Source organism: Arcobacter sp. L (genome assembly GCF_000284235.1).
Taxonomy (GTDB): Bacteria; Campylobacterota; Campylobacteria; order Campylobacterales; family Arcobacteraceae; genus Aliarcobacter; species Aliarcobacter defluvii.
The window spans coordinates 2,150,095-2,166,388 of sequence record NC_017192.1; the positions used below are offsets into that span (position 1 = coordinate 2,150,095).

Genomic DNA, 16,294 nt, shown 5'->3' on the forward strand with positions numbered 1-16,294 from the left:
CTTTAGTCTTTCTTTGTCAAGTTATATATGAAAATCCAAATTATATTTTTCATTTATTGGAATTTCTAAGATAACCATACAACCTTTATATACTTCATCATTCTTTATAAAATCCATATTCTTAATATCTATTCCTCCTTTCATATGCTCAACAATAATTTGATGAGACATATATAATCCTATTCCAGTTCCTTGAGATTTATGTTTTGTAGTAAAATAAGGTTCAAAAACTTTTGATATCACTTCATCTTCTAGTCCACCACCATTATCAGATATTTCTACAAAACATTTTTTATTTTTTATATAAGTATTTATATCAATAAATCTTTTATTTTTATCTTGATTTAATAAAGCATCTTTTGAATTATTTAAAATATTTATTATTACTTGTAAAAATTCATTTGGATAACCATTTATTATTAAATTTTCAATATTTTTTGTTTCAATTTTTATATTATGATTTTCAATACTCGATTTCAAAAGGTTTAATACTTTATTAATACTTTTATTTACACAATAATTTTCAATATTTTTATCAGCTTTAAAAAAATTTCTAAAATCATCTATCGTTTTAGAAAGATACTGTGTATTATCAACTATTAAATTCAAAGATTCCACCAATCTTTCATCACTAATAGTTTTATTGAACTCTTTTTCAAATTTGATTCCACTTGCACAAGTGCTTATCAAACTTAAAGGTTGTCGCCATTGATGAGCAATATTTTCTATCATTTCACCCATTGCAGCCATTTTTGATTGTTGAGAAAGTAATTTGTCTTTATCTTTTAACTCTGTAATATCTATCAAAGTTGATAGTTTAACAACTCTACCATTTAATTTTAAAAATTTTCCTTGTCCTAGACAAGTAAATTTTTGATTATTTATAACTATTTCAAATTCATATGGTAAAGTATTTTTTTCATAATTTTTTATTAATAATTCTTTATAATTTTCATCAACAAACTCTAAAAGATTTTTACCTAATAATTCATCTTTATTATTTAATTGTAAAAATTTAATTGCCACATTATTTGCATCTACACAAATTCCTTTATCATGAATTATCATAATTTCCATAGTTGAATTAAATAAAGATTTAAAACTATCTAACGAAGCTTCCAAAGACTCTTCTCTTTTATCAATCTCTATTTTCATTTTATTAAAACTATTTAATAATAAATTAAATTCATTGTAATATGAATCTTTGATATGAATATCATAATTTCCATTTGAAATATTTGTTGTAGTTTTTTGTAATTCATCAAAAGAGTTAAAAATTCTTTTTGAAATTTTTAATGATAAACTAATTGCTAATAAAATGAATATCAACATACTCAAAAACATTACCAAAACAATGCCAGATAAAGACTTCAATATCAAATCATAACTCTCACTTACAACTATTTTCCAATCTGTTTTTTCTATAGTTGTATATGTTCCATATAAATTTTCATTATTAAGACTACTATTAAATATTGTAAAATAATATGATGGCAATTTATCTATTAATTTTGTAAATACTTCTTTTGTTTTCTCATTAAATCTTTGTAACACTAAATCTGGGTTATTCGGATTTAAAACTAAAATTCCGTTTTCATCAAATATTTTTACCATATGAGTATCATTTTGATTTTTAAATCTTGAAATAAATTCAGAAATTTCTTTTAATCTTATCATCAATACAACAACTTTATTATCAAATTTAAAACTATAAGAAATTGCTGGTTCTTCATCAACTGTTGATAAAAAAACATTAGACCAATAATCACTTTTTCCTTTTTTCAAGCCAAGAAAGTAGTTCTGTTTTGAATAATCAAATCCTTTATAAATATTTAAATTCGTTGTTGCATAAAAATCTTTAATTACACCACTATCATCTAAAACTAAAATACTTGAAATATTTGTATTTGTTTCAACTATATTTTTTAAAAGACTGTTATTATCTTTATAATTGTTTTTTATATACAATGATATATTATAAATTTGAGTTAAAAATTTTTTTACTTCTGATTCAATTTGAAATAAAATTTGTTTTTGATTATGTTCTATTATCGTAAGTTTTGAAAAATAAAAATTTATTATTGAAAGTAAACTAATAGCAATAGTTATAAAAATAGAAAAAGATATTAAAATATTTTGAATATGCTTTTTTAAGCTTATCTCTTTTTTCATTTTATTTTTTCAAACTTTCCATCAATTATTTTATAAGTATTAAATTCTCTTACAACATCACCAAATTCATCAAAAGTTATAGTATTTTGAAGTCCATTAAACTCTTTTTTTAATAAAATATTTTTTTTAAGTTCTGTTTCATTTCCCATTTTTAGAAGTTCAATAATTATTTTGGCTAATTCATATCCCTTAACCGCGTACATCGAAGGAAAAGTTTTATATTTATTCTCAAAATTATTAACAAATTTTACGAACTCATCTTTTTTTGAGTTTTCATCATAATCGATATTAAAAATTATTCCTTCACTATATTTACCACTATTTTCTATAAATGTAGAAGTCATTGCCCATTCAGATGAAGCAATTTGAGTAAAAATTCCATTTATTCTTAAATATTGTACTACTCTTGCTGCATCTACTGAATTTGCACAAATAAGTAATAAATCTGGATTTTTTTCTTTTATATCTTTTAATAAAAAATCTAAATTTCCTATCTTTGAATACTGTATAAACTTCTTTCCTCCATGAAGTAAAAAACTTTTTTCAAAATTTTCTAAATAATCTTTTGTATATGTTACATTTTCAGGATCATAAATTCCATAAATTTTTTTAAAACCTGAATCTTTTATATATGTTGCAAAACTTGAAAATCTTTGTTCATTATTTGCTACATGAACTCTAAAAAACTGGTCATCAATTCCTGAAAATTCATTACTTGCTGAAGCTGCTGAAATCATAAACATATCTTTATGTTCATTGATTATTGACATTGAAATTTTTGTCATACTACTTGTTACATTTCCTATGACTATTTTTATTCCTTGATTTATAAAATCATTTACGATTTTTTTATTTACTTCTATATCTTTTTTATCATCTTTAAAAATAAGTTCTATTTCTTTTCCATTTATTTTGTAATTTTCTTCTTCAAAAGCTAAAATAATTCCATTCATCATTGCATTTCCTAAAACAGAATATTTTGCAGTTAGAGCTCCTACAAATCCAATTTTTATCACATCTTCTTTTTTATAAAAATAACTATATGATATCGTTATTATAAAAAGGAATAAAGTAAATATGATTAGAAAATAACTTTTTTTCATCTTATTTCCAGATAATATAATATTAAAAAACATTATATAGTTTTTTCTTATAGAATGTTATAATAAATCAAATTTAATAAGGATTTTTAATATGTTATGTGGCATTGATGAAGCAGGACGCGGACCAATTGCAGGTCCTTTAGTAGTTGCAGGAGCAATACTTCTTGAAAATATTGAAGGATTAAATGATTCAAAAGTTTTAACTGAAAAAAAAAGAGAAAAACTTTTTGAAGAAATAATTGAAAAATCAAAATATCATATAGTCTTTAGTGATGCTAAAATGATTGATGAAAAAGGAATTAGTTATTGTTTAAAAAATTCAATTCTTGAAATTATGGAAAAATTAAAAGAATTTAGCAATGAATTTTTAATGGATGGAAATACTTCTTTTGGAATTACAACTTTACAACACAAAATAAAAGCTGATGCAACAATAAAAGAAGTAAGTGCAGCTTCAATTTTAGCAAAAGTAAGCCGAGATAGATTTATGGATGATATTTCATCACTCTATCCAAATTATGATTTTCATAAACATAAAGGTTATGGAACAAAAGCTCATATTGAAGCAATTAAAAAATTTGGAAAAAGCGATATTCATAGAATCAGTTTTAAACTAAAAGCTTTAGGTGAAGTTGAAATAGGTATTCAAAAAAGTCTATTTTAGACTATTTTGAAACTTCTCCTATATGTTTTTCAACTGATTCTATTTTTGTTTTAAGTCTATTTTCATGACCTTTTCTAATATCAAATTTAAGTGTCGCATATACTCTATTACAACCTAATTCTTCCAATTTTGAATAACATTTTTCTACTAATTCTAAAGCCTCTTTTAAAGTATTTGTTTCAATAATAGTTGCCATAGCTGTTAACTGATAATTTGCTCCACTATCTCTTACTATTCTTATTACTTCAGCAACTTCTTTACTTTTACTTTCACTTTTATCTGTAGGGAACATACTCATTTCCATTAAAATACTCATTTTAATTACCTTTGATTTTTTATTTTATCTTACATAAAAAAGATAAAAAGCTTAATAAATAAACAAATAATAATTTTTTATTATCTATTTTTTAATCATAATTAAAAATAATTTTGATAACATATATTATAATTAAAAAAATAAGGATTGAAATGCAGTTAGACGTATCTGAAGAAGTTATATTATCTCAATTAGGTTATTCAAAAAGTGAAGCTTCATTGAAACAAGCTGAAAAAATGATTGAATCTACAACAAATTTTGACAAGTTTGCAAAACATATTTTAACATTAAATGATCATTTAAAAAAAATGAACGCTTATGTTGGATTATCAAATAAAACAAATTATTTAAAAATTAAATGTGATGAAAATGACTCTGAAGAGATTTTACAAGAGTTTCATGATGAAGTTTCACATTGGGCTAATAAATACAATGTAAAACTTCAAAGATTAGATAATAAACCTATATACTATATTTTAGGAACTATCTAAAATATTTTTTTATAACTATGACAATAAGGCATCTTTTGATGTCTTTCATAGTAATTTTGATGATATTCTTCTGCTTCATAAAAAGTTGTATAAGGATAAACAGAAGTAGCTACTTTAAACCCTTTATTTTCTAGTTCACAAATTAAATTTTCACTAATATCTTTTTGTTTCTCATCTAAATAAAAAATTGCTGATAAATATTGACTTCCAATATCTGGACCTTGTCCATTAGTTTGAGTAAAATCATGTATTTCAAAAAACAACTTAGCTAATTCCTCAAAACTTACAATTGTTTCATCATAAGTTATTTCTACTGCTTCTAAATGTCCTGAAAAACCACTACAAACTATTTCATAAGTTGGATTAGGAATACTTCCACCCATATAACCAGAAATTGCACTAATTACACCCTTTAATTTTTCAAAATGATACTCTACTCCCCAAAAACAACCTGCTGCGAAATATGCTTTATTTATCATATTAACTCCTATTTTTATATTTTATTCTAACAAAACTTTTTTTAGTTTATTCTATTGACTTGCGTTATTTATTTAAATATACTACGTAATTCATTTACTTACTATTTACATTTTTCACATCAATATAATAAGTAAAGGAATAAAATGGAACCAAATAATGTATTCATTAATTTAAAACACGAAACAATCACAGATATAAAAAGTTTTAGTAACTGTGATCCTACACAAAAATTTAATGCTGATGGTGTAAAACCTATCATGATTGATTTTATCTATCCAGAAGTACCATTTCCTCCAAAAACAATTTTTAAAGAGTTTGGAGAAGAAAATATAAAAAAAATGGTTTTTCATCATCATAATCTATTAAAAAAAAGTTCTATTGGTCATCTTTTTTCTCAAAATGATGAAATGTTTGAAATTGTAACAAATAGAACAGCAGAATTTTTCATGGAAGCTTTAGGAGCACCAGAAAGATATACTTCACAATATGGACATCCTCATCTTCGATCAAGACATTTTCCATTTTCTATAGATGAACAAGCAAGAGATATATGGTTAATGTTTTATAAAAAAACATTAAAAGAAGTGAATTTTCCAAAAGCATATATTAAAGAATTTTGGGAATGGATTGAATCTTTATCTTTAAGAATGATAAATCGAAGAACTATGATGGAAGCACCTAAAAGATACCCTTATAAAGATATTGCTCATGAATTTGAAAAAGGAGAGAAAGATGAAAACTAAATTTTTATTTCTATTATTTATAATATTTAATATCTCTTTGTATTCAAAAACTATTGTAGATATGAGTAATACAAAAGTTGAAGTTCCAAATAAAATAGAAAGAATATTTGGTTCAGCACCGCCTACAACATTTTTAGTTGCATTATATAATCCAAATTTATTAGTTGGATTAAATTTTCCAGCAATTAATGAAAACAATATTGCAGATGAAAAATATTTAGGAAAATATTTTATGAATCTTCCTGTTATTGGTGGTTGGCATGGAAATCAAAAAGGTGCAAATTTAGAAAAACTTTTAAGTTTAAATACTCAAATTATTTTGGCTTGGCAAAATAACTTTTTATTCCAAAAAGTCGAAAATAGCCTTGGAAAAATTGATATTCCAATTGTTATGATTGATGCAGATAATTTACCTAAAACACCCCAAACTTTTAGATTTTTAGGAGAATTACTTGATAATCAAAAAAGAGGTGAAGAGTTAGCAAGTTATGCAGAAGAGACTTTAAATTATATTGAAGAAATGACAAAAAATATTTCAAAAGACAAAGAAGTAAGCTTTTATTATGCTCAAGGACATAATGGTTTACAAAGTGATTGTCAAGATTCTTTTCATACAACACAATTTAGATTTATTAAAGCAAAAAATATTTTTGAATGTGTACAAAAAAATATTGTTGGAATGGAAAATTTAAGTTTTGAAACTATTTTAAAAGCAAATCCAGAATATATTATTGTTCAATCTCCCCAATTTTATAAACAAATTTTTACAGATACCAACTGGCAAATGCTAGATGCAGTAAAACAAAAAAAAGTATATTTAGTACCAAGAGTTCCATTTAATTGGATTGATAGACCACCCTCTTTTATGAGATTACTAGGTATTCACTGGTTAAGTTCTATTATGTATAAAGATTATTATAAAAAAGATATAAAAGAAGAAATTAAAAAGTTTTATAAACTTTTCTTTAATTTTGATTTAGATGAAAAAACTTTAGAAAATATTTCAAAAGGTGCTTTATAAAATTTAGAAAATGATATTTTTTATACAGGTTTTATGTTGTTTTAATTGACTTTTTTTTCGTTGTATATTAGTATAAATAGCGAAAAATGTATCTAGTTTGAAAATGAAAAGATTTTTTATAGCTTTTTATAATAAATCTTAAATAGATTAAAAAAACAGAATCAGGGGGAAAAAGATTGTTATTTAATTTTAAATATAATAAATATTTTGGTGAATACTTACGATGAAAGCTATTATAGTATTATTTATAATTCTTATTATACTTTCATTATTTTCACTAACTTTAGGACAATATGATTTATCAATAAAACAAATTGTTCAATTTTTATTGTACAAATTGGGATTTGAAAATATACCAAATTCCCAATTGATACAAAACATAATTGTAGAAATACGATTTCCAAGAATAGTTGGTGCTATTTTAATAGGTGCATCTTTAGCAATTTCAGGAGTTGCATTTCAATCAATGTTTAGAAATCCTTTGGTATCTCCTGGTATTTTAGGAGTATTATCAGGAGCTTCTTTTGGAGCAGCTTTAGGAATGATTTTTTTTAAAGATTTTCTTTTCATTCAAGCTTCTTCTTTCATTTTTGGAATTTTAGCAGTTTTTATTGCTTTGTTTATTTCAATGTTTAATAAACAAAATCAAATAATTTTACTGATTTTAGGTGGAGTAGTAAGTTCTGCTTTTTTTAGCTCACTTTTATCAATTACAAAATATATGGCTGACCCTTATGACCAACTTCCTGCGATAGTTTATTGGCTTATGGGAAGTTTAGCTTTAATTGATAAACATACTATTTATATAGTAACTATTCCTATATTACTTGGGATTTTTTTAATGATATTTTTATCAAAATATCTAAATATTTTAAGTCTTGGTGATGAAGAAGCAAGAAGTTTAGGAATAAATGTAAAACTTATTCGTTTTGTCATTATTTTAATTGCAACATTTATAAGTGCATTTACTGTTGTACTTGCTGGAATGATTGGTTGGGTTGGACTTGTAATTCCTCATATTGCAAGATTATTATTTGGTTCAAATAATATGATTATTGTACCAATTAGTGCCCTACTTGGTGGAATTTATCTTCTAATCATTGATAATATTTCAAGAACTTTATTTAGTGTGGAAATTCCTATAGGAATTTTAACTTCGCTTATTGGTATTCCATTTTTTGCATATGCTTTAAAAAATGTAAAAAAAGGATGGGCTTAATGTTTAAAGTTGAGAATTTAAAATTTTCTTATGGTAAAAAAGAGATTCTAAAAGGAGTTGATTTTGAGATTAATTCTAGTGATATTATCTCAATTTTAGGGCCAAATGGTTGTGGGAAAACAACTTTATTAAAAATCTTATTAGGTTTTTTAAAACCAAATTCTGGAGAAGTTTATTTTGAAAATAGACCAATAAGAGAAATAAAAATAAAAGAATTTTGCCAAAAAGTTGCTTACATTCCTCAAATTCACAATGGTGCATTTGGCTACTTAGTAAAAGATGTAGTTTTAATGGGAAGAATGCCTTATAAATCACTCTTTTCTAATTTTAATAAAAAAGATAAAAAGATTGCTTTAGAAGCTTTGGAAATAATGGGGATTGCCAACTTAAAAGATGAAATATATACAACTTTAAGTGGTGGGCAAAAACAGTTGATTTTAATAGCAAGAGCTATCGCTCAACAAGCAGATATATTTATTATGGACGAGCCTGTTAATGGTTTAGATTTTGGAAATCAATATAAACTACTAAATAAAATAAAAGAGTTATCTAAAAAAGATTTAACTTTTATAAAAACAAGTCACCATCCAGACCATGTTTTTTTTGCTTCAAATGAAGCAATATTTTTAAATGAAGGAAAAATTTTAGAAAAAGGTAAACCAATAGATATTATCAATGAAGAAAATATTGAAAAAGTTTACAATTTAAAATCAAAAATTGAACATTTGCATGATAGAAAAATTTGTATGGCAATATAAATTTTTTTAATTATCGTTATATATATAATTACATAAAGAAAAACAAGGAAGAAAAATGAAAATAAAATCTTATAGTTTAATTTTAATGGGATTACTCTGTAGTTCATCTTTTGCAGATGAAACTAAAAATATTCAATTAGAATTGATAGAAATAAAAGATAGTCTAGAAAACTACTTCTTTAATTTAGATGAAAATACTCAAACAAAAACTATTTCAGGTGATGCAGCTGCAGTATTACAAGGAACAAGTTCTTCAAACTATTTTAAAAGTCTACAACTTTTACCATCTGTAAATATTGAAACGCAAGATGCTTATGCTTTAACTGTTGATCAAAATATGTTAAGAGTTAGGGGTCAATTAGGAGATACTTTTAGTAAATTAAGTACAACTATTGAAGGTATTCCATTTGGAGTAAATGTTGGAAATGGAGGAACAGGTCTTTTAGTTGATAAAGAAAATCTTTCGAGTTTAGATTTTACAACAGGATTAACTCCTTCGAATAAAGGATTTGGTCTTGGTACAACATCAGGAGCTTTAGATTTAAAAATTGTAAAACCAAAAGATGATTTTGGAGGAATGCTATCAATTGCAGGTGGAAGTGACCATTATAAAAAAGCTTTTTTAAGACTTGATAGTGGAAAAATAAATGACAAAGTTGGATTTTTTATCTCAGCATCTGATATGGAAAATGATAAATGGAAAGGTGAAGGTGAAATAAAAAGAAAAAATCTTAATGCAATGACAACAATTGATGTTACAGATGAGACTCAAATTGAACTTTTTGGAGCATATAATACATTTGATAGACATGAATATAAACCATTAACTTATGATGAAACTAAATCTTTAAGTAGTAATTATTCAAAAGATTATAACTCTACTTTAAGTGGTGTTGCAAAAACTGATGCCATGTATTATGACTATAATAAGCAAGATTTTGATGAATATTTTTATTATATAGCTCTTAATACTCATGCTAATGATTTAAAAATTAGATTAAAACCATATACCTTTGGAAGTGAAGGTACTAGATATATTGGAAATGCAACAAATGGTACAGTTACTAAAATGACTATTGAGCAAGAGGCTTATGGAGCAAATTTAGATTTAGATTATCCATTAGCAGGAGGTAAATTATATGGTGGTTGGTGGTATCAACAAATGGAAAGTACTCCACCTCCAAAAATACAAAAAGTTTATAGTATTCAATCAGATGGTAGTTTGAAATTTAAATCTTATGGAATGTTAACAGATATTGATGATAGAACGTCAAATTCCCCTTATATAGGATATGATAAAACTGTAAATAATACATATTTTAATGTTGGTTTACGTTATATGATGTTTGATTTTCCTGCTGTTACTGGATATAACACAACAGGTATGACAACTGATTTATCTTATGATGAAGCTATTGCTGCTTCAAGTGGTATAAAAAGTGGGATGAAAGTTGATGAAAGTTCATCAGATGTTTTATTACCAAGTTTAGTTATTGAACAAAAACTAAATCCAAACTGGAAAGTTGGTGGAGGTTATGCAAAAAACTTTGCAAATCCTTGGCAAGGTCCATTATGGTCAGTTTATAATTCAAATACTTCAAAATTTCAAGCTGCTGGGATAACATTACAAGATTTATGGGATGAACTAAAACTAGAAACTTCAAACAATTTTGAGCTATTTGCAAAATACTCTTATGAAAATTTCTTATTAAAAAACACCCTATTTTATGGTGATTACAAAAATAAACAAGTTACAGTATATGATCCAAATTTAGATTTAAGTTATTATAAAAGTGATTCAAATGCAACATCTATGGGAGCTGAAATCGAAGGAAGTTATAACTTAAATCAAACTGCAACTCTATTTGCTTCTACTTATTACAATAAATTTGAATTTGATGATGATATTTTACTTGCAACAAATACATACTTAAAATCAAAAGGAAATCAAATTCCTGATGTTGCAAAATTTGGGGCAAAATTAGGGGTAAATTTAGATTTTGATAAATTTAGTGTTACACCAATAGCTAGATATATTGGAAAACGTTATGGAGATGCAGAAAATACTGAAAAAGTAAATGGGTATACAGTGTTTGATCTTAACACAAAATATGTAGTTCAAAAAGATAAAGTTGAATTGTCTTTAGCGTTACAAAATATATTTGATAAAAAATATATAGGTATTGTAAAAAATAGTTTAGATGATACAAGAACAGGAGCAACTGATTATTATCAAGGAGCACCTTTTTCTGCAGTGTTTAGTATGATTGTTAAGTTTTAATTATGAAAACAATTAAACTACTATTTTTAATCTTTACACTTTTAGGTGTTAATCTTTTTGCAGAACATAAGATTATTGATATGGAAAATAGAGAGATAACTGTTCCTGATAAAATTTCAGGAGTGGTAAGTGTGGGAGGAACTCCTGCACTAAATGCTTTTTTATTTGCATTTAAAAAAGCCGATATCATACAAAATGGTGTTGAAGATGAAAATCTGAAAAATATGCCTTTTTGGAAACATCAACAATGGTTTATGCCAAAACTTTTTTCACTTCCTCAAGTATCATCAAATCCTCCAAGTTGGACACCAGAATTTGAAAAACTTGCCCTTACAAAATTTGATATAGCACTTGTAAATGATACTTTAGGTGCTTCTTTACTTGAAAAAAGAGCTTATAAAACTGCAATTATAAACTGGCAAGGAGAAGATAGTATCAAAAGAACTATGAATTTTTTGGGTGAACTATTTAATATGCAAGAAGTATCAAAGGCTTATGATGAATATTATAACAAAGTTCTAAATCTTATAAATGAAAAAACCTCATCAATAAAAGATAAAAAAACAGCTCTTTATATTCGAATGAATAACTTATCTCTTCCTATGGTTACAACTGCAAATACTATATTTGAAAAAGCTGGAGGAATATCTGCAACTTCAAATATAACAAAAGAACATATCTCAATAGATATGGAAAAACTTTATGTTTTAAATCCAGATTTCCTATTTGTGTGGGGAGAAAATGATGTGAAATTAGCTTTAGAAAATCCAAAATTCAAAGATTTAAAAGCAGTAAAAAACAAACAAGTTTATTCTATTCCTATGGGAGCACATTTTTGGACACATTATACACCTGAACAAATATTATGTATTTTATGGGTAGCAAAAAAAATGTATCCAGAGAAATTTGAAGATATAGATATGAAAAAAGAGACTTCACAATTTTATGAAGAATTTATGGGAACAAAATTAAGTTCACAACAAATTAATGAAATATTAAAGTTAAAAGGAAAAATATGAAAATGAAATTATCATTAATCACTATTCAAATGTGTGCTTTTGTTGCTTTTGCAGCACAAGATACAAAAATTGAAGAGATTAAAATCAAGGATTCTGCACTATTAGAAGAATCACTAAGTAGTTCAAAATCAACTATTAATGTTGAAGAGAAAGTTGTTAGTTCAATGAATGATGCTTTAGATAAAGAGTTTTATGTTGAGTTTAAAAAATCAAGTTCTTATGCATCAGAACCATATATAAGAGGTAGAGGAAATAAAGGTGTTCCTGTTTTCATTGAAGGTATGAGATTAAATGCAGGACATGATGATTCAACAAATTTATTTAGTATGACTGATGTATCCGAAATTGAAGTCTATAGAGGTGCAAATGGTGCAAAATTAGGTATGGGAGCTATGAGTGGAGCTGTTGTTGTAAAATATAAAGAACCTGAATTTAACTCAACACAAGATTTTAAAGTATCTGGATTTTTAAATGGAAAATATGAATTTTTATCAAATGATGGTTATACAAGCTCAATAGGTACTAGTTTATATAACAACTTAATCAACGTTTCATTAAGTGCAGGAATGAGTGATTTTGATAATTATGAAGATGGAAATTCAGATGAGATATTACACTCTGAATATGAAACGCAAAATTATAATGGAAGTTTTGCAATAAAAACAGGAGATGATAGTTATATCTACACAAGATATACAAAAGATAAAGCAGATTCACAAGATCCATATACAAGATGGTTTAATGCTACAAATGGATTTTGGACATATACAGATAGACCAAATGATGAAGCAAAAACTTATTTTATAGGTTATAGAGAGGATGAAATTGCTGGTGGTTTTACTAATTTTGATGTTCAATATTTTAATAATAGATCTCATTATGATTTAAATACAAAAAGAGAAGCTACTATATCTGAACAACAAGAATTATTTAGAAATAGCACAACAGAAGGAATCAAAATTTCTGTTGATAAAGAGTTAGGAAATCACTATTTAAGTCTTGCAGGAACTTACTCTGATATGGACATTACAAATGGAGTAAGAAGTTACAACTACAATACTAAAACTTGGGGTAGTTGGATGAGTGCATTTGGAATAACTGGTGGTGGAATAGAGACTTATAATCTATCTTTAGCAGATGATATTCATTATGACAAATTATTTTTTAACTTAGCTGCTGGTTATGAATATGCTAAAAGAGATGTAACTTCTAATATAAATACAAATAAATATATCAATGATGGACTAATTCCAACTGCACTTTTAGGTGAAATTGTAAAAGAAAATACAAATGAGAAAGACAACTTAGTATCTCTTAGTGCAACTGTTGGTTATGAAGTTTCAACTGCGTTTATACCTTATTTGAAATTATCAAATGCAACAAGAACTCCTTATTTCAATGAACAATATGGAAATAATCCAAGTAATGGTTCTCAAATACCAAATCAAGATTTAGAGAATGAAAAAGTATATGGTATTGATATTGGAGCTGATGGTCAAATTGGTAAGGCTTATTATACGAGTGCTTTATATTATCAAGAATATAAAGATTATATTGAATTAGTAAATACAGGATATAAAACAACTGCTAATTTACCTATAAAACAATTTGTAAATTTAGATGAAGCTTCTATTTATGGAGCTGAATTAATGCTTGGATATGAACTATTTGATGATATTTATGCAGAAGCTTCTTACACATATACAAGAGGAAAAAATAAAGATGATAACACTCCATTAGCTTATATAACTCCACAAAAAGTAACTTTAAGTCTATCACAAAAAAAAGCAAAAGGTTTAAGTTGGAGAATAGAAGAAGAATTAGTTGATAATCAAGACAAAATTTCAAGTATTAATGGAGAAAAAGCAACTTCAGGTTATGGACTTACAAATGCTTCAATTGGTTATGGTTTTACTAATTTTGGGATTTTTAAAACAGCAAATATCTCTTTTGAATTAAATAACATTTTAGATAAAAATTATAGAGAACACTTAAGTAAAGCCTCTTCTACTGCTTATTATTTACCAAATGAAGCGGGAATAAATGGTGCTTTAGCAATAAATCTTAAATTTTAAAAAAAGGGAAAAATATGAAAAAAACAATTATCTACTCAACACTAATAGCATCTATTTTATGTGCTAGTGAAAATGAACAATTTACACTAGGACAAATTGACATCAGTGAACAAAAAGATGTAAATAATTCAACTGAAATTCTTAGTGAAGATATTCAGTTACATAACTATACTGATATCTCAGAAGCATTAAGTAACACATCAGGTGTTTATTTATCAAATACAGGAGCAAGAGCTGAAAAAACAATCTCTATTAGAGGTTTTAATTCTACAAGAGTTGCTGTATTTATGGATGGTATTCCTATGTATGTTCCTTATGATGGTAATTTTGACTATGGAAGATTTACAACTGCTGATTTATCTAAAATTGATATCTCAAAAGGTTTTTCATCTGTTAAATATGGTGCAAATACAATGGCTGGAGTTATAAATCTTGTATCAAAAAAACCTACAAAAGAGTTTGAAGGAGATATAAGTCTTGGTACAACTTTTGATAATGATTTTGGATTAAGTCAATATACAACTGCTCTAAACTTAGGGACAAAACAAGATAAGTATTATTTACAATTTTCTGGAAGTATAAAAGATAGAGACCATTTTGATTTATCTGATGATTATAAAGCAACTTCAAATCAACCAGAAGGTGAAAGACTTCACTCAAGTACAAATGATAAAAAATATAGTTTAAAAGCTGGTTGGACACCAACTGATGAGAGTGAATATGCAATTATGTATTCTAAAATTGATGGTGAAAAAGAACAACAAAATACTACAATAGATGACAATTCATTAAGCCGTTCAAGATATTGGAATTGGCCACAATGGGATAAAGAAGGATTTTATGCTTTTACAGATAATAAATTGGGAGATAATTATCTAAAAACTAGATGGTTCTATGATAAATTTGATAATTATTTAGAAAATTATAACACAGATTGGAAAAAAGTAACTTGGGGAAGTAGATATGAAGATTATAGTTATGGAACATCTGTAGAATTTGGTATGCCATTTAAAAATCATGAATTAGTATCTTCTGTTAGTTATAAATATGATTCTCATAAAGGTTATGATGAAAATGATGTAAAAAATGAAGATTATGCAGACAAAACAGTTTCTCTAGCACTTGAAGATACATACTCTTTAACTGATTCATTGGCACTTGTTACAGGAATTAGTTATGATAGATTAGATGATGATAAAATCTGGGATGAAGATGGAACTTTCAACATAGGAAGTATGGATAGTTTTAATCCACAAATTGGTCTTTTCTATGACATAAACGAACAACAAAAAGTAAGCTTTACAATTTCAAGAAAAACTCATCTACCAACAATGAAAGAGAGATATTCTGAAAAAATGGGAGAAGGTTTAGCTAATCCTGATTTAGATGCAGAAAAAGCTACTCATTATGAAATTTCTTATTCAAATATGCTTACTTCAAACTTTGATGTTAAAACAAATCTATTTTTATCAGATTATAAAGATGCAATACAATCAGTAAATGTTGGTAGTTTAACTCAAAATCAAAATATTGGAGATTTTAGACACAAAGGAGTTGAACTAGAATTAAACAGTTACTTTGATAAGTTCTCATCAGGAATCAACTACACATATATAGATATTGAAGATAGAGATGATAGCGAATATAAAAGAACTGGAATAGCTAAACATGCAACCTTTCTTTATGCTAAATATGACATCCTAAAAGATTTGTATATTTATGCAAATTTGAAAAATGAAAAAGATATATATCTTCAATATAGAAATAATACTTACGATAAAAGTAATTTTACAACTGTTAACACAAAACTTTCATATGAATATAAAGATATAACTTTTGAAGCTGGTGTGAAAAACTTATTTGATGAAAATTATTACTATGATTTAGGATTTTATGAACCAGGTAGAGAATACTTTTTCAATATGAAATATAGCTTCTAACAATTTAGATTG

The 16,294-nt window shown here is 25.7% G+C and carries 14 protein-coding genes; 10 read left to right on the forward strand and 4 right to left on the reverse strand.

Annotated elements, in window-relative coordinates:
- Positions 1 to 21: 21 nt before the first annotated feature.
- Together ABLL_RS14770 and ABLL_RS10655 are read right to left on the reverse strand one after the other, a co-directional pair.
- Positions 22 to 2,172: an ATP-binding protein gene (locus tag ABLL_RS14770; protein WP_014474811.1), complete on the reverse strand. Its 2,151-nt coding sequence runs from the start codon at positions 2,170 to 2,172 to the stop codon at positions 22 to 24.
- Positions 2,169 to 3,188, reverse strand: coding sequence for an ABC transporter substrate-binding protein (locus tag ABLL_RS10655; RefSeq protein ID WP_014474812.1), 1,020 nt, complete (start codon positions 3,186 to 3,188; stop codon positions 2,169 to 2,171). Before ABLL_RS10655 ends, ABLL_RS14770 begins: the two co-directional genes overlap by 4 nt.
- A gap of 178 nt (positions 3,189 to 3,366) precedes the next feature.
- On the opposite strand from ABLL_RS10655, the gene ABLL_RS10660 reads away from it, so the two are divergent.
- Positions 3,367 to 3,939: a ribonuclease HII gene (locus tag ABLL_RS10660; RefSeq protein ID WP_014474813.1), complete on the forward strand. Its 573-nt coding sequence runs from the start codon at positions 3,367 to 3,369 to the stop codon at positions 3,937 to 3,939.
- A gap of 1 nt (position 3,940) precedes the next feature.
- Here the strand turns inward: ABLL_RS10660 and ABLL_RS10665 are convergent, their stop codons facing one another.
- Positions 3,941 to 4,255 carry an MTH1187 family thiamine-binding protein gene (locus ABLL_RS10665; protein ID WP_014474814.1) on the reverse strand — a complete coding sequence of 105 codons (315 nt, stop codon included), beginning with the start codon at positions 4,253 to 4,255 and terminating at the stop codon, positions 3,941 to 3,943.
- A 152-nt stretch (positions 4,256 to 4,407) separates the two neighbouring features.
- Here ABLL_RS10665 and ABLL_RS10670 point away from each other — a divergent pair, with 152 nt between their 5' ends.
- Complete coding sequence (locus tag ABLL_RS10670; RefSeq protein WP_014474815.1) at positions 4,408 to 4,746, forward strand: hypothetical protein; 339 nt, start codon at positions 4,408 to 4,410, stop codon at positions 4,744 to 4,746.
- On the opposite strand, the gene msrA is transcribed toward ABLL_RS10670, so the two are convergent.
- The gene (gene msrA, locus ABLL_RS10675) at positions 4,743 to 5,225 is read right to left on the reverse strand and encodes a peptide-methionine (S)-S-oxide reductase MsrA (protein WP_014474816.1); all 483 of its coding nucleotides are present in this window, start codon (positions 5,223 to 5,225) and stop codon (positions 4,743 to 4,745) included. The genes ABLL_RS10670 and msrA overlap by 4 nt on opposite strands.
- 144 nt (positions 5,226 to 5,369) lie before the next feature.
- On the opposite strand from msrA, the gene ABLL_RS10680 reads away from it, so the two are divergent.
- The 8 genes from ABLL_RS10680 to ABLL_RS10715 all read left to right on the forward strand — a co-directional run bounded on the left by ABLL_RS10680 (position 5,370) and on the right by ABLL_RS10715 (position 16,282).
- Positions 5,370 to 5,969 carry a globin gene (locus tag ABLL_RS10680; protein ID WP_014474817.1) on the forward strand — a complete coding sequence of 200 codons (600 nt, stop codon included), beginning with the start codon at positions 5,370 to 5,372 and terminating at the stop codon, positions 5,967 to 5,969.
- Entirely contained in the window at positions 5,959 to 6,990 is a 1,032-nt protein-coding gene (locus ABLL_RS10685) for an ABC transporter substrate-binding protein (protein ID WP_014474818.1), read from the forward strand. Before ABLL_RS10680 ends, ABLL_RS10685 begins: the two co-directional genes overlap by 11 nt.
- Positions 6,991 to 7,213: 223 nt before the next feature.
- On the forward strand, positions 7,214 to 8,209 hold the full coding sequence (locus ABLL_RS10690) for an iron ABC transporter permease (RefSeq protein ID WP_014474819.1): 996 nt from the start codon (positions 7,214 to 7,216) through the stop codon (positions 8,207 to 8,209).
- Positions 8,209 to 8,967, forward strand: a complete 759-nt coding sequence (locus ABLL_RS10695; protein WP_014474820.1) for an ABC transporter ATP-binding protein — start codon at positions 8,209 to 8,211, stop codon at positions 8,965 to 8,967. Before ABLL_RS10690 ends, ABLL_RS10695 begins: the two co-directional genes overlap by 1 nt.
- Positions 8,968 to 9,022: 55 nt before the next feature.
- Positions 9,023 to 11,248 (forward strand): TonB-dependent receptor, encoded by a 2,226-nt coding sequence (locus ABLL_RS10700; protein ID WP_014474821.1) that lies wholly within the window; start codon positions 9,023 to 9,025, stop codon positions 11,246 to 11,248.
- A 2-nt stretch (positions 11,249 to 11,250) separates the two neighbouring features.
- Positions 11,251 to 12,267 (forward strand): ABC transporter substrate-binding protein, encoded by a 1,017-nt coding sequence (locus ABLL_RS10705; protein WP_014474822.1) that lies wholly within the window; start codon positions 11,251 to 11,253, stop codon positions 12,265 to 12,267.
- Positions 12,264 to 14,342 carry a TonB-dependent receptor gene (locus tag ABLL_RS10710; RefSeq protein WP_102043412.1) on the forward strand — a complete coding sequence of 693 codons (2,079 nt, stop codon included), beginning with the start codon at positions 12,264 to 12,266 and terminating at the stop codon, positions 14,340 to 14,342. Before ABLL_RS10705 ends, ABLL_RS10710 begins: the two co-directional genes overlap by 4 nt.
- 14 nt (positions 14,343 to 14,356) lie before the next feature.
- The gene (locus ABLL_RS10715) at positions 14,357 to 16,282 is read left to right on the forward strand and encodes a TonB-dependent siderophore receptor (protein WP_014474824.1); all 1,926 of its coding nucleotides are present in this window, start codon (positions 14,357 to 14,359) and stop codon (positions 16,280 to 16,282) included.
- Positions 16,283 to 16,294 lie beyond the last annotated feature (12 nt).